The 13,796-nt window shown below is 65.7% G+C and carries 10 protein-coding genes; 4 read left to right on the top strand and 6 right to left on the bottom strand.

The window, feature by feature from the left end:
- Positions 1-180 precede the first annotated feature (180 nt).
- From GUI70_RS24995 to GUI70_RS11085, 3 genes are all read left to right on the top strand, one after another.
- Positions 181-312 (top strand): hypothetical protein, encoded by a 132-nt coding sequence (locus tag GUI70_RS24995; protein ID WP_272952870.1) that lies wholly within the window; start codon positions 181-183, stop codon positions 310-312.
- Between the two features lie 134 nt (positions 313-446).
- The gene (locus tag GUI70_RS11090; RefSeq protein WP_161882380.1) at positions 447-1,781 is read left to right on the top strand and encodes a S8 family serine peptidase; all 1,335 of its coding nucleotides are present in this window, start codon (positions 447-449) and stop codon (positions 1,779-1,781) included.
- 91 nt (positions 1,782-1,872) lie between these two features.
- Entirely contained in the window at positions 1,873-4,509 is a 2,637-nt protein-coding gene (locus GUI70_RS11085) for a diguanylate cyclase domain-containing protein (RefSeq protein ID WP_161882379.1), read from the top strand.
- A 224-nt stretch (positions 4,510-4,733) separates the two neighbouring features.
- Here GUI70_RS11085 and glf read toward each other — a convergent pair whose 3' ends face one another.
- The 4 genes from glf to GUI70_RS11065 all read right to left on the bottom strand — a co-directional run bounded on the left by glf (position 4,734) and on the right by GUI70_RS11065 (position 8,413).
- Positions 4,734-5,876, bottom strand: a complete 1,143-nt coding sequence (gene glf, locus GUI70_RS11080) for a UDP-galactopyranose mutase (RefSeq protein WP_161882378.1) — start codon at positions 5,874-5,876, stop codon at positions 4,734-4,736.
- A complete protein-coding gene (locus tag GUI70_RS11075) occupies positions 5,869-6,951 on the bottom strand; it encodes a glycosyltransferase (RefSeq protein ID WP_161882377.1) in 1,083 nt (360 codons plus the stop codon). The genes glf and GUI70_RS11075 overlap by 8 nt, the downstream gene beginning before the upstream one ends.
- 590 nt (positions 6,952-7,541) lie before the next feature.
- Positions 7,542-7,733 carry a hypothetical protein gene (locus GUI70_RS11070; RefSeq protein ID WP_161882376.1) on the bottom strand — a complete coding sequence of 64 codons (192 nt, stop codon included), beginning with the start codon at positions 7,731-7,733 and terminating at the stop codon, positions 7,542-7,544.
- Positions 7,734-7,861: 128 nt separating this feature from the next.
- The gene (locus tag GUI70_RS11065; RefSeq protein WP_161882375.1) at positions 7,862-8,413 is read right to left on the bottom strand and encodes a phosphoribosyltransferase family protein; all 552 of its coding nucleotides are present in this window, start codon (positions 8,411-8,413) and stop codon (positions 7,862-7,864) included.
- Positions 8,414-8,543: 130 nt separating this feature from the next.
- Between GUI70_RS11065 and GUI70_RS11060 the strand changes: the two genes are divergently transcribed.
- Positions 8,544-9,401 carry an alpha/beta fold hydrolase gene (locus GUI70_RS11060; RefSeq protein WP_161882374.1) on the top strand — a complete coding sequence of 286 codons (858 nt, stop codon included), beginning with the start codon at positions 8,544-8,546 and terminating at the stop codon, positions 9,399-9,401.
- A gap of 15 nt (positions 9,402-9,416) precedes the next feature.
- On the opposite strand, the gene GUI70_RS11055 is transcribed toward GUI70_RS11060, so the two are convergent.
- Both GUI70_RS11055 and GUI70_RS11050 read right to left on the bottom strand, forming a co-directional pair.
- Complete coding sequence (locus GUI70_RS11055) at positions 9,417-12,602, bottom strand: AAA family ATPase (RefSeq protein ID WP_161882373.1); 3,186 nt, start codon at positions 12,600-12,602, stop codon at positions 9,417-9,419.
- Positions 12,599-13,783, bottom strand: a complete 1,185-nt coding sequence (locus GUI70_RS11050) for a metallophosphoesterase family protein (protein WP_161882372.1) — start codon at positions 13,781-13,783, stop codon at positions 12,599-12,601. The genes GUI70_RS11055 and GUI70_RS11050 overlap by 4 nt, the downstream gene beginning before the upstream one ends.
- Positions 13,784-13,796 lie beyond the last annotated feature (13 nt).

Here is a 13,796-nt window from a genome sequence, read left to right as displayed (position 1 = left end):
ACTTGCAATGCCCCCGGTAGACGCCGGGGGTTTTGATTTGGCCTTTCGACTTCACTTGTCGACTTGGCCTGGCGTCCTGTGATAAGAACCCTGGTCAATCCCTTCTGCAATCACTGCCGACCCGACTGGACGGAAACCGTATGACCTGTGAAGGTCGCTCCAGAACCAGCACACTCTCCAGTGTTCCCTGACCTGAAGCGGCCTTTAATTTTGGAAAATAAACAGGCATGCGCTGGCGACCGGGCCAAGCGCGAAACGGGCAAAAAAGAGAAATATCGCGTGCCAGACAGAGAAAGCAAAAACGTGAAGTAATTAACACGCTCTCGACTATTGCCCTTAAGTGCCCTGTCAGAGCTTGATAGGCAGAGTACAGGGCGCACGCATGGAGTGCTGCCGTTTCGGTTTCTGGCAGACCACTTCAAATTGAGCGGGCACAGGAGGATGAAATGCATATTTTACGAAAGCTCTTTTGGGCGGGAATGGGGCTGAGCACCATGCTGCTGCTGGGCGGCTGTGGTCAGTCGGGTGTCCAGCAGCCGGGCAAGGCGCAGGCGCTCAGATATGAATACAGCACGTCCGTGTCGATTACCGACGCCGACACACAGGCCGCCGTGGAGCAGCGCTACGGCGCGACAGCGGTGGTCTGGCGCCCCGACGCTGGATTCGCGGTGCTGGGCCTGCATCACAAGCCGCAAGGTGGATCGCTTCAGGCGCAGGACCTGAATGGAGCGGCACTCACGTATGCGAACAACCAGAACGTTTTCGGGGCCAGCGGCACGTCGAGCGCTTGGTCAGGCAAGGCGGTGCAGTTCGACAGTGCGGGTCGGGCGCGCGTCTGGAGCGGTGGACGGGCCTACGTCTGGAGCGGTGGACGTGCCCGTGTCTGGAGCGGTGGCAGAGGCACTGTGGGCGGGATTCCCGAAAACAGCGCAACCTGGAGCCAGATCGGCTTGCCCGCCGCCTGGGCTGCCGCGCCCAATCTGGGTGAGGGCGTGACGGTGGCGGTCATCGACACGGGTATCGACCTCCAGCACGAGATGTTCCAGGGCGCGCTGGTCAGTCCCAAAGACCAGTGGGACTTCTTCAATAACGACGCGGTGCCGCAGGAAGAGGGCGACTTTCCCAACGAGGGATTCGGCCACGGCACCAATGTGGCCAGCATCGTCTTGCAGATCGCGCCGCACGCCAAGATCATGCCGCTACGGGTGCTGGCCCCCGACGGCAGTGGCGACGAAACCATGGTCGCGCAGGCCATCAACTTTGCCGTCAACCACGGCGCTCGGGTCATCAACCTGTCGCTCGGCTCCATCACCAAATCGGACACGATTCAGAAGATGATCAAATACGCTGCCGACAAGGGCGTCAGCGTGATCGCCTCGTCGGGCAACACTGGAGACGAACGCGTCACCTACCCGGCGCGGGACGCCACCGACGATTACTCGATGGGCGTCGGCAGCGTCACCCCCACAGACCGGAAGTCGGACTTCTCCACCTACAGTGACAAGATCGGCGTGATGGCTCCTGGCGAGATGGTCTGGGGTCCGGTGCCGGGCAACCTCTTCTCGTACTGGAGCGGCACCTCGATGGCCGCGCCGATGGTGGCGGGCAGTATCGCGCTGGCCCTGGGCCAGACACTCAAAGCAGGGATCACGCCCAGAGCCCTGACCGGTCTTGTCATCAAGACGTCCTGCAACATCACGACCCTCAATCTGAGTTACGGAAACAAGGTCAACCGTCGTCTGGACGTCGGCAGCTTCATCCGGGCCACCACCCAACCTTAAATCTTCAACGCGGCGAGCGGGGGCATGTCCAAACCGGGCCTGCCCTGCTGCTGTATTGAACTTTCTTTCGCCCCTCTCCTGGAGCCTTGCCATGCAGCCATCCTTTGACGCCTTCACTCAGCCGCCCACTTCTCCGACGGTAGACGCCCTGATCCACGCCGCCTCGGCACTGCTGCCTATCAACCCCAAGCGCGCCCTGGACATGGCCCAGGAAGCGCTGGCGCTGGCCTGCGATCTGGCGTATCAGGCGGGGCAAGCGCAGGCCCATTTGCTGTGCGGGCAAACCCTGCACCGCATGGCCGTACTTCGGGAAGCTGAAGGTCACCTCAACAGGGCCGTCACGTTGTTCGCTGCGCTCGGCGACACGGCGCAGCAGGCCCAGGCGTTGCTGGTCAGTGGCATGGTGCTGCGTGAACTCGGCGAGCCGGGTCAGGCTGGGGAAGCGCTGGCACGGGCACTCAGTCTGGGCGAGCGAATGAAGGACCGCGCCATGTACGCCTCGGTCCTCAACCAGCAGGCCGCGCTCTCGCAGACCAGCGGCAATGCGGAGCTGGCCCTGGAGCAGCTCGGCGGCGCACTCGAAATCCGCCGCCAGCTGGCCGACAACCTCGGCGCGGCGCAGTGCCTGAACAATATCGGGCAGGTTCACCTGAGCCGCCACGAATTGCCCACCGCCCTCCAGACGCTGACCGAGGCCTACGAGCTGCTCAAGACGGTCGACGACCCCAGCACCAGCGCCCACTGCCTGGTCAACATCGGCTACGTCTACGAGGAAATGGGCGACCATCAGCTCAGCTACGACTACCACGCCAGGGCGCTCGAACTGGCGCGCGGGCACGGCAACCACACCCTGGAGCTGTATTGCCTGAACAACCTCGCCGAAGCGGTCAGCAGCCTCCAGCGCCATCAGGAAGCCTGGACGCTGTTTACCCAGGCGCTGAGCATGGCCGAGCGCATCGGCATGCGCTACCTCAGCGGCTGCGCCCATCACGGTCTGGGCCGGGCGGCCACAGCCCTGGCGCGTCCCGGTGACGCCGTGAGGCACCACCAGCAGGCGCTGGAGATCGCCGCCGAACTCGGTGAGGCCCAGGGTGAGGTCGACGCCCTGTTGGGCTTGGGCGAAGCGCACCTGGCACTAGAGCAGCCTGCCAGGGCGCAGGAAGCGTTGGAGTGTGCCCTGCCGTTGGCTGTGGACGCGGCGGCCCACAAGCAGGTCGCCCGCATTCGGGCGCTGCTGGCCCAGAGCGCTCAGGAAGCAGGGGACCTCAAGGGCGCGCTCGACCACTTGTGGGCGCTGCGCGAACTCGAGCAGTACCTGTTCAACGACGAGCGCGAGCGCCACACCCGGCAACTCACGGTGCAGTTTGATGTGGAGCGCGCCCACCACGAAACTTCCGTATCGAATCTGCAAACAGAAATCGCTCAGCAAGCGTATCAGGCCGCCGAACTCAAGGTCAGTGAGCAGACCCGTCGGCTGGCCCAGACACAGGTTGAGGTGGCGATCCGGCTGGCCAATGCCGCCGAGTACCGCGACGACGTGACTGGCGAACACACCCTGCGGGTCGGACACGTGTCGGCGTTGCTGGCGCAGCAGCTGAACTTCCCCGCCGAAGACGTGGCGCTGTTGAGGGTGGCGGCGCGGCTGCACGACGTGGGCAAGATCGGCATTTCCGACTTGATCTTGCAAAAGCCTGCCAAGCTCACCGACGAGGAATTTGAAACCATGAAGCGCCACACCACCATCGGCGGCCAGATTCTGGCGGGCGGCGCGTCGCCCCTGCTGCAAATGGCCGAGCAGATCGCCCTCAGCCACCACGAGCAGTGGAGTGGCGGCGGCTACCCGCAGGGCCTGAGCGGCGAGACGATTGCCCCGGTGGCCCGCATCGTCGCCGTGGCCGACGTGTACGATGCGCTGCTCAACCCACGCCCATACAAGCGGGCCTGGGAACTGGGCGAGGTGCTCAGCGAAATTCGCCAGCAGCGCGGGCGGCACTTCCAGCCGGAGATCGTCGACGCCCTGCTGGCCCTGCACGCTTCAGGCGAGTTGCCGCTGCGAGCCCTGCTGCACGACGACACGGCGCTGCAAGACATCCTGATCAAGCGCAGCGCGCCGGAACCGCAGCCGGGCCAGGCTCCGCTGCCGGTTATTCCTGAGGGAGCCGGACACCTGCTGGAGCTGGAATACAAATACCAGCAGGCCTGCCAGACCATCGACACCCTCAGGGTCGCGGCCTTTACCGACGCCCTGACGGGGCTGGCCAACCGCCGCGCCTTCGAGGACGAACTCCAGACCGAGATTGTGCATGCGGTGCGCCACCAGCACCCGCTGAGCGTAGTGTCGATGGATGTCGACGGCCTCAAGGTGGTCAACGACCTCGAAGGCCATGAACGAGGCGATACGCTGCTGCGGCAGGTGGCGCTGGCGCTGCGCACCCATCTCAGTCCGGTGGGCCGACTCTACCGCATCGGCGGCGACGAATTTGCCGTGGTGGTTGACCACGTCGGCAAGGCGCAGCAGGCCAGCTTTCTGAGCGATCTGGAACAGGTGGTCCGCATGGTCCAGCGCCAGGGCTTCCCTTCGGCCAACATCAGCGCGGGCATCGCCTCGTTTCCAGAAGAGGCCACCCTCGAAGGCGACCTGCTGCGCCTGAGTGACCAGCGAATGTACGCCTGCAAAGTCGCCCGTCGCCAGCACCGAGCTGCCACTCCCTCTCGCCGCGTCAACTGACTCGCGATCGGACCCGAATTTGTCGTTTGCGGTGGAGAAATGACGCTCCAACGGGACAGTACAAGTGGTTGGCTGTCCCTATCTGCCTCCGGGTTTACCGCTACGTTCGATTTTTGGGGTTTGGTTTGAACGCCTAGTGTACTGACGCTTCCCAGCCTTGGCCGCTTCCACAGGGGTTAGGACACAGGAATCTTACATCCCCGGTAGCGTTCGGTTTCTCCGGCTCACACTATCGCTTCTTCCGATGTCCTCGCTACGCTCAACTTGCGGTACGTCGTCAGCGCCTGGGCCACCACCTGATCCATGTTGTAGTACTTGTAGGTCGCCAGCCGCCCTACGAAGGTCACGTTCGGCGTCGCCCGGGCCAGCGCCTCGTACTCCTTGTAAAGCGCGGCATTTTCGGGCCTCGGCACCGGGTAGTACGGATCGCCCTCGGCACGCGGCAACTCGTACACCACGCTGGTCTGGGCGTGTGTCTGCCCGGTGATGTGCTTGAACTCGCTGACGCGGGTGTAAGCGTAGTCGTTAGGGTAGTTGACCGTCCCTACCGGTAGCAGTTGCGCCTGCGCGTGCGTCTCGTGGACAAATTCCAGGCTGCGGTAGGGTAATTTTCCGAAGCGGTAATTGAAGTAGGCATCCACCGGTCCGGTGTAGATCAGATGGCTGAACGGAATGAAGTCCACGATCTCGCGGTAGTCGGTGTTGGTCATCACTTTGATGTTGGGGTGCGCCAGCATCCGTTCGAACATCCGGGTGTAGCCGTGCAGCGGCATCACCTGATAGGTGTCGGCGAAGTAACGGTCGTCGCGGTTGGTGCGAGTCGGCACACGGGCCGTCACCGAGGCGTCGAGTTCGGAGGGGTCCAGGCCCCACTGTTTGCGGGTGTAGCCCCGGAAGAACTTGTTGTAGAGGTCGCGTCCAACCTTGCTGACCACCACGTCCTCACTGGTTCGCACCTGCTCGATGGGTTCAGCCACCGAGGCGAAAAATTCCTCCACCTGAAAGGCGGTCAAGTTCAGGCCGTACATCTGGTTCACCGTGTCCAGATTGATCGGAATCGGCAGCAGTTGCCCGTCCACGCTGGCCTTGACCCGGTGCTGATAGGGCCGCCAGTCGGTGAAGCGCGAGAGGTAGTCGAAGACCTCGCGGCTATTGGTGTGAAAGATATGCGGGCCGTAAGGGTGAATCAAAATGCCCGCGTCGTCGTAGCAATCATAGGCATTGCCGCCGATATGGGGCCGCTTGTCCACGATCAGCACCCGCTTGCCTTCCGAGGCCAGGCGCTCGGCCAGCACCGACCCGGCGAAGCCCGCCCCGACGATCAGGTAATCGAAACCCGCTGGCACGCTGGTCATCGGCTCAGTCATCGGCAGCCTCAATGCGCTCGGTGGCCTGGGTTTGTTGCCGTTGCCGGGCCGACGTCATCAGGCGGTCCATCTCGCGCCAGGTCTGCTCCCAGGAGAGTTCGGCGAGAAAAGCGTCGGCGCTGGCTTGCCTCTCCTGCCCGGCCAGCTGGCGGCGCTCGGCGAGGGCGGCCTCACAGGCTGCCTCGAAGTCGTCCGCCGTGTCGGCGATCCGCACCAGTGCCCGCTCGCCGTAGGGCCGTACCACGTCGCGGATCGAGGTGGACACCACTGGCACACCCGCCGCCAGGTATTCCGGTGTCTTGGTCGGCGAGATGAACTCGGTGGCCGCATTGCGCGCAAACGGCATCAGGGCCACGTCCCAATGGGCCAGATAGTGGGGCAGCTCGGCATAACTCTTCATGCCCAGGTAGCGAAGGTTGGCGGCGCGCGGTAGTTCGCTGTCTTCCAGTTTGACGACCGGCCCCAGCAGCACGAACGCCCACTCCGGGCGGCGATGGGCCAGTTCGGCGATCAGCTCGGTATCGAAGCGCTCGTCAATGACGCCGTAAAAGCCCAGCCGGGGACGCGGCAAGGAGGTCTGATCTTCGGGATCGGGCAAATCGGCGCGGGCCTGGGCAAAGTGGGCCTTGTCCACGCTGGAAGGAAATGGGTATGCATTCGGGTGCTGCTTACTCTTGGCTTCCCACAAACGGTGGCCGCCGGTGAAGACCAGATCGGCCTGGGTGAATAGCTGCTGCTCGCGGGAGTGCAACTCTGGCGGCGCATAGCGAAAGTTGGCGAGTTCGTCCATGCAGTCGTACACCGTCAGGCCGGGGCACAACCGGGCGGCGACGGGCAATTCCATCGGAGTGTAGACCCACAGGGTGAAGTCGCCCAGCGCTTGGTGCTCGGCCAGTTCGGCCAGCAGCGCCGCCGTGCGGGCCTGCGACTCGGCGGCATCGAAGCCGGTGCGGATGTGGGGCACCACCACCTGCACGCCGCCTTCCACTGCCCGGATCTCCAGATGATCGTCCCAGTCACCAAACAGCGGCAGTTCGACGTAGTAGACCCGCCGGGTCAGCGCCGCCTGGGTCATCAGATGCTGTGGGCGCTGAAAGACAAAATCCCATCTTAAATGCGAAAGGCAGAGAATCACCGCTGTATTGTCCGAAGTTCCTTTCACTGTCGTCTCCCCACCCCCTACTCCCGGCAATGTTGCCAGAACGTACGAGGCCCTTTATTTTTACTATATTCCCCGCCTGCCCAGACCGCTTTTCTTAAGACCATGAGGTAAAAGCTTGATAAAATGGGTGTCATGAATACAAAAGTCTATTATAGTGCGTTTCTTCACGATCAGTGCATCTGGTAATCACAATCGACCCTAGCAGGTGTGCGTGCCTCGCCCAACCGAACCGAGTTGACTCAGCCTAGCGACCTAACTGTCTATTGAATAGAGGACAAATCATAAATCGCTTTGGGATGAGCTTAATTGAATCCAAACGTAAAATTCGGGCTACTCAGTTTCAGGAGGCAACCCTGAGTTTAAGAGGAACATAGTGTGTCTAAGGGAAATTGGCTTAACGATAGATTGAGCAAAACTCAGGCTACTATGTGATTTTCATTAATCTTTTCTCTGAAGAGAGCAGCAAGGGTCAGTCTTGCAAACGAACATTATCCGGTTCGCGTTCACCAAATTCTGATCTTTTCAGGTTGGAATTTCGGGAGTAGGGCGGTCAGCACTATCCAGCCCAGGCGCTCCGCAGACACATCGTGATCGGCATGCTCGAACCTGGCCACCCGCTGCTCCTGTTGCTCGCCGCCCTGCCAATCTTTGGCATGCGCGAATTTCGCCAGCACACTACCGGCCTGACCGTTCATCTCGGCATCAGTCTGGACGCTAGGAGTCAGGAACCCAGTTGTCAGTTATCCCCACTTCCCCGGCAATAGGCCCCCGGTCGTCGCCGTTCCCATCGCGGAAGGTGCGCCCAGTCAGGGTGAGGGCAGCTTCAGACCCGGCCGGGCAACTCCTGCAGGTAGCGCACCGGCAAGGCGCTGTTGCCCTGCTTGAAGGCGGCCAGGTAGCCGTGAACCGTGCCGCCGGAGCGCTCGACGAGGCGGGCCAGCGCTGCCGCCGTCGTGCCGCTGGCGATCACGTCCTGTACGATGACCACCTTCTTTCCGCTCAGGCGTGCGGCGTGCGGACCGTCGAGCCACAGCGTTTCCGAGACGCCCAGCGTCAGGCCCGGCACTTCCTGAATCAGCGGAGCCTGCATGTAGGTGCGGCGCTTCTTGCGCGCCACCTCATAGGGTAGGCCCGACAGGTCGCTGAGTTCGTGCGCCAGCGGCAGGGCGTTGGTCACGACCGTCAGCAGCGCCTCGCTGCCTTCCGGGATCAGCGGCAGCAGGGCCTGGGCCGCCGCGCGGGTGAGTTCGCTGTCGCCCAGAAATTCGATCAGCGGCACGAAGCCCATCTGGCCCACCGGCACCAATCGGAGTGGACGGGTGACGCTGCCGATGGTGATCTCGAACGGCGGGCCGGACCGGGTGGGCTGACTCATGCCCTGAGCTTACGCCCGCAGGCGGCCCACCCGATACCTGTGTGCGCCGACCACCGCCGCGCCGTTCGTGCTAGAACAGAACCCAGTCCTAAGAATCGTTTTCGAGAGAACTGGGGCGGGAGGCATGGGCATGATGACGCAGGCGGACCTGACACTGCCAGATGGGCGCACGCTGCACTTCTACGATCACTTCCCCACTGCGGATCAGCTGGGCCAGGCCGAGGCGCTGGCGGTGTTCTGGCAGCACGGCACGCCCAATATAAGTATGCCGCCCGCACCCCTGTTCGCCGCTGCTGAGCGGCTGAACCTGCGTCTGGTGGGTCATGACCGGCCCGGCTACGGAGGCTCGTCACCGCTGCCGGGCCGGGACGTGGCCTCAGCTGCCCTCGACGTGGCAAACCTGGCCGACGCGCTGGGCCTGACCCGCTTTGCCGTGATGGGCCATTCCGGTGGCGGTCCGCACGCGCTGGCCTGCGCCGCGCTGCTGCCGGAGCGGGTGGTAGGGGCCATCAGCCTGGCGGGGCTGGCTCCCTTCGGCGCGGCGGGGCTCGACTGGTTCGCGGGCATGTATTCCGGCGGCGCGGCGGAGTTGCGGGCGGCCCAGACAGGCCGGGAAGCGCTGGCCATCTGCCTGGCGTCCGGCGACTTCGACCCGGAGATGTTCACCCCGGCGGATCACGCCGCCCTCGCAGGTGACTGGGCCTGGCTGAACAGCGTGGTGCAGGCGGCGCAGGTCAGTGGCCCCGGCCCTATGATCGACGATGACCTGGCGTATGTGGCGGCCTGGGGGTTCGACCCGGCGCGGATCACCAGCCCGCTCTTGCTGCTTCACGGCGAACAGGACCGGATCGTACCCAGCAGTCACAGCCGCTGGCTGGCGGATCGCTGCGGCTCGGCAGAGCTGCGCCTCTTTCCGGACGACGGCCATCTGTCGGTGCTGCGTGGGGCTGAGGCGGCGCTGGCGTGGCTGAGCGAGCAGCCGCGCTGAGTCACACCAGCCGTTTTAGCCGTCCAGCCGCTGCACACTGCTGCCCGCTACGCTCTTGCTCACCAGCAGGCGGCTGGGCAGCCGCTCAGAGAGGCTCTCCACATGGGTAATCACACCGACCATCCGGCCCTGGGTCCGCAGGTTTTCCAGTGCGCCCGCCACCGAGTCGAGCGCCTGGGGGTCGAGCGTGCCGAAGCCTTCATCGAGAAAGAGCGCACCCAGAATGCGGTTTCCGGCCAGATAATCGCTGAGCGCGATCGCCAGTGACAGGCTCGCCAGGAAGGTTTCGCCGCCCGATAAGGTCTTGACCCCGCGCGTCTCGCCCGCGTTCCAGAGGTCTTGCACCAGATAATCGCCGCCGCCATCGCCCAGGGCCAGCCGGTAGCGCCCGTCGCTGATGTCGTACAGGAGCTCGCCGGCTCCGGCCAGCAGACGGCTTTCCACGTCTTGCAGCAGATACTGCTGAAATTCGTTGGCCCTCAGCGAATTGGACAGCGTGCTCCACAGATCCAGGGTGCTGGAAAGTCGCCCGGCGCTGGCTTCCAGTTCGGTTTTGCGCTCCAGGCGCTCGGCCCCGGCGCGCAGCGACTCACTCAGCTCCCCGATACGTCCGCGCGCCGCCGAGAGTGCGGCCTCCGCCGCGTGAAAATCGCGCTGGACCTGACCCAGCCGGGCCGGGTCGAACGCCGCGCCGCCGAGCTTGGCGTCCAGGGCCGCGCGCTCGGCCATCAGTTGCTCGCGCGCGGCCAGGTGGCTTCTGAGTGCCGACTCCAGGGCGCGGATCTCGGCTTCCGGCAGGGCAGCGGCCCGCACCTGCCCGGCGCTCAGCCCCAGGGTGCTGAGCAGCGCGCCCAGCGAGCGCTCGGCCTGCTCGGCCTCGGTGGCGCGCTCGGTGGCCCGCTCGCGGGCGGCTTGGGCGGTGGCGGCGGCGGCGGCCTGCTCCGCCTGGGCCTGCGACACCGCCCGGCGGGCCGCCTCGGCAGTCTCGGCCAGCGCCCTGAGCTGCTGCTGGGCGGCGCGGCGCTCGTCTGCCGGATCAGCCGACTGCCGCACCTGCTCGGCGCTCAGCTCCAGGGTGTCCAGCGCCGATTGCAGCACCTGCCCGGCGCGCTCGGCCTCGCTGGCGCGCTCGCTCAGGGTCTGCTGGGCCGCGTCCAGTCGGGCGGCGGCGGCGGCCTGCTGCGCCTGAGCGCTGGCCAGCGCCGTCCGGGCCGTGTCCAGCCCGGCCTTGAGCGCGCTCACCTCGGCCAACACCCGCTGCCGCTCGCCCGCCGGATCGCGCCCCGCTTGCTGCACCCGCGCCGCCAGACCCGCCAGCAAGCGCCGCGCCTGCTCCGGCTCCTCACCGCTGTACCTCGCCTGCCCGCTTCTCAGCTCGGTCTCGCGGTCTTGCAGCACGGCGGCCCAGTCGCCGAGTTCGCTGGCTTTTTCCTCGAGCTGTCTGGCCCGCACGGTGCTCGACGCCCGCAGGTTCTTGAAGCGGTCACGCCGCTCCTCCAGCCGCTGCTGCACGGCATCAGCCGATGCCTTCAGCGCCTCCACGTCGGCCACCGGGCCCCCCGGCAGGATCTTGACTGGCTGCTCGCACAGCGGGCACGGCTGGCCCAGGTGCAGGTGGGCGCGGTAGGCGCTCAGGCCCGCCTGGTCTCGGGCCGCCCTGAGCGCCGCCTCGGCCCGCTCGAAGTCGGCCTTGAGCACCCGGCCGTCTTGCTCGATCTGGTCCATCTCGGCTTTTTCCTGGCGCTGGAGCTGCTCCCGCTCGGCCTGTCGGGCGCGTTCGGCGCTCAGCCCGGCCTTCTCGGATTCCAGCTTGACCGCCTCGGCCCGCAGCTGTTCGAGCTTGTGGGCGGCCTCGCGGGCCGTGAAGTGGGCGTCCTCGTCCCAGGGCAGCGGGTCGGGATGGCTGGTCTGGAGGGTCCCCCCGGCCCGCTTGAGCCGCGCCAGATCGGTCTCGGCATTCCGGAGCAGTTCGGCGCGCGCCTCCAGATCGGGAATGCGCCGGGTTTGGTGCTGGGCCGCCGCCTCGGCCTGGGCGGCGGCGAGCTGGGCGGCCTGAAGCTGATCGAAGCTGGTCTGGGCGCTGCGGACAAGCTGCTCGGCCCGCGTGCGCTGATCGCCTGCCTGCGACGCACTTCGCAGGAGCGGCAGCGCCTCGGCCATCTTCCCGGCCCGCTCCAGGCGCGCATTGGCCGCCGCACTGCCGCTTTCCTGGGCGTCGAGGGCAGCGCGCTCACGCCCGGCGGCCTGCTCCAGCGCCACCTGCGCACCTTGCAGCAGCGCCTCTGCCCGGTCGGCGTCCTGCCCGGCCCGCACTGCCGCCGAGCGCGCCGTGCTGGCGGTGTCCAGCAGCGGCAGCGCGCCCGCCACCAGCCGGGCCTGCTCGGCCCGCGCGGCCCCGGCCCGCACGCCCTCGGCCTGGGCGTCTGTCGCCGCGAGCCTGCGCTGGGTGTCCTCCAGCTCGCGGTGCAGGCTTTCCTGGGCGCGCAGGCGGGTCAGTTCGGCTTGCAGGGCGTCGCGGTCGTCGGTGAGCGTCTGGGCCTCTGTTTCGCTGCGGCCCCGTTCGGCCCGCAATTCGCCGAGCCAGCTGGCCGAGACCCCCGCGTATTCGCCTTCCAGGAGATGGTGCACGCCCGCCAGCTCGAACTTGAAGGTCTTGGCGCGCTCGGCGGCGTGGGTATGCATCTCGGCCACATGGCCGATGTTGGTCAGCTCGCCCAGCAATTTTTGGCGCTCGGCCTTGGAGCCGCGCAGCAGGGCGTCGAACTTGCCCTGCGGCAGCATCACGGCGCGGGTAAAGCTCTTGAAGTCGAGTCCCAGCAACTTGCTGATGCGGCTCTGGGTGGCGCGGGTGGTGTTGTCCGAGAGGTTGAGCCATTTGCCCGCTTGGAGGTGTTCGATCCGCACCTGGTTCTCGGCCTGCTTGCGGCCCTTGGTGCGCGTCACCCGGTACGTCTGCCCGCCGCTCTCGAAGGTGAGGCTAACCGAGAAGGCTTTTTCGCCGGTCGAGATCAGCGCGTCGAGTCCGGTCTGGCCCAGCCGGTCGGTCTCGCCGTAGAGGGCGTAGGTGATGGCGTCGAGCAGGCTGCTCTTGCCGCTGCCGGTGGCGCCCTGAATGGCGAAGAGTTGCAGATCGGTGAAATCGACCTCGGTGTGCTCCCGAAACGGCATGAAGCCCTGCACGCTCAGCTGCAGCGGTTTCATGCCCCCTCACCTGCCGCCTCGCGCACCGCCGCGTCACTTTCCTTGAACACCTGGCGCAGCGCAGCGGGCAATTCTCCGCGTTTTTCCTGATGGAACCGCTCGTAGAGCTGCTCCAGGCTCAGGCCCTCGCGGCTGCCTGCCTGGGCGGTGGCCTCGTCCTTGATGGGGTCGAGTTCCACACCCAGCGCATTGGGGAACTGCCGCAGTACCCGGTCCTTGAGACCCGGCAGCGCCGTGCCGGTGGGCGCGCGCACGACCACCTTCAGCAGTCCGTCGAAGCCGGAGAGGGCGCTCAGGCGGGCGTCGAGCGTGTCCAGATCGGCGCGCACCGTCCTGAGTTCCTTGCCGCTGACGAGCGGAATGGCGTGAACGCGGGCGGGCCGCCCGGCCTCGACCTCCACCAGATTGACCTGCTTTTTCTCGCCGCCCTCGCCGAAATCGAGCTGAATGATGCTGCCTGGATAGCAGGCCAGCGGCGCGGCACCCAGTTGCTGCGGCTTGTGGACGTGCCCCAGCGCGGCGTACTGGGCGCTGGCGGGCAGTTGCAGGGGCGAGACCGTGTAGGCGTTGGTCAAATCGAACTGCATGCCCCTATCCGAGCCGCTGGCGACTGCGCCATCTAAGGTGGCGTGCAGCATCAGCATGTTCACCGCGCCGGGCTCGAAGCCCTCGGCCAGCCGCCGCAAAAAGAAATTCATGCCCTCGCGGTACTTCTGCCGCCAGCTGCCCACGTCAGCCCCCAGCACGTCGGCGGCCTTGACCAGTCGGCGTTCGGAGAGGTAGGGGAGTGCGCCCACCACCAGCTTCTCGCCGCTTTTCGTCTCGACGAACCTCAGCATCTGCCGGGGGTCGGCGCTGGGCTGGGCCACCACCTGCACGCCGACCCAGCCGAGCAGGCCGCTGAGGCCGCCCAGCCGCGAGGCGCTGTCGTGGTTTCCGGCGATGACGATGCTGGGAATCCCGGCGTCGCGCAGCGACAGGAAGAAGGCGAAGATGGCAGCCTCGGCGTCGGCAGGCGGATTGACGGTGTCGAAGAGGTCGCCCGCCACCAGCACGGCGTCCACCTTCTCGCTGCGGGCCAGCCCGGCAATCTCGGTGAGTGCCTCCCTGATCTCGGGGGTGCGGTCATAACCGCGCAGATTCCGCCCAGCGTGAAAGTCGGCGGTATGAAGTACGCGCATGGCTAAAAACTTA

It is taken from the genome of Deinococcus alpinitundrae, assembly GCF_009982895.1.
In the GTDB taxonomy this organism is placed as follows: Bacteria; Deinococcota; Deinococci; order Deinococcales; family Deinococcaceae; genus Deinococcus; species Deinococcus alpinitundrae.
Note: the sequence above shows the minus strand (reverse complement) of the source record. Positions and strands in the feature narration are given on the sequence as shown.

Bases quoted from the DNA above. Each gene is read 5' to 3' on its own strand.
- GUI70_RS11065 (WP_161882375.1), bottom strand. From the start codon at position 8,413: ATGAGTCAGCCCACCCGGTCCGGCCCGCCGTTCGAGATCACCATCGGC.
- GUI70_RS11050 (WP_161882372.1), bottom strand. From the start codon at position 13,783: ATGCGCGTACTTCATACCGCCGACTTTCACGCTGGGCGGAATCTGCGC.
- GUI70_RS11070 (WP_161882376.1), bottom strand. From the start codon at position 7,733: ATGAACGGTCAGGCCGGTAGTGTGCTGGCGAAATTCGCGCATGCCAAA.
- GUI70_RS11055 (WP_161882373.1), bottom strand. From the start codon at position 12,602: ATGAAACCGCTGCAGCTGAGCGTGCAGGGCTTCATGCCGTTTCGGGAG.
- GUI70_RS11085 (WP_161882379.1), top strand. From the start codon at position 1,873: ATGCAGCCATCCTTTGACGCCTTCACTCAGCCGCCCACTTCTCCGACG.
- GUI70_RS11090 (WP_161882380.1), top strand. From the start codon at position 447: ATGCATATTTTACGAAAGCTCTTTTGGGCGGGAATGGGGCTGAGCACC.
- GUI70_RS11075 (WP_161882377.1), bottom strand. From the start codon at position 6,951: ATGACCCAGGCGGCGCTGACCCGGCGGGTCTACTACGTCGAACTGCCG.
- glf (WP_161882378.1), bottom strand. From the start codon at position 5,876: ATGACTGAGCCGATGACCAGCGTGCCAGCGGGTTTCGATTACCTGATC.
- GUI70_RS11060 (WP_161882374.1), top strand. From the start codon at position 8,544: ATGATGACGCAGGCGGACCTGACACTGCCAGATGGGCGCACGCTGCAC.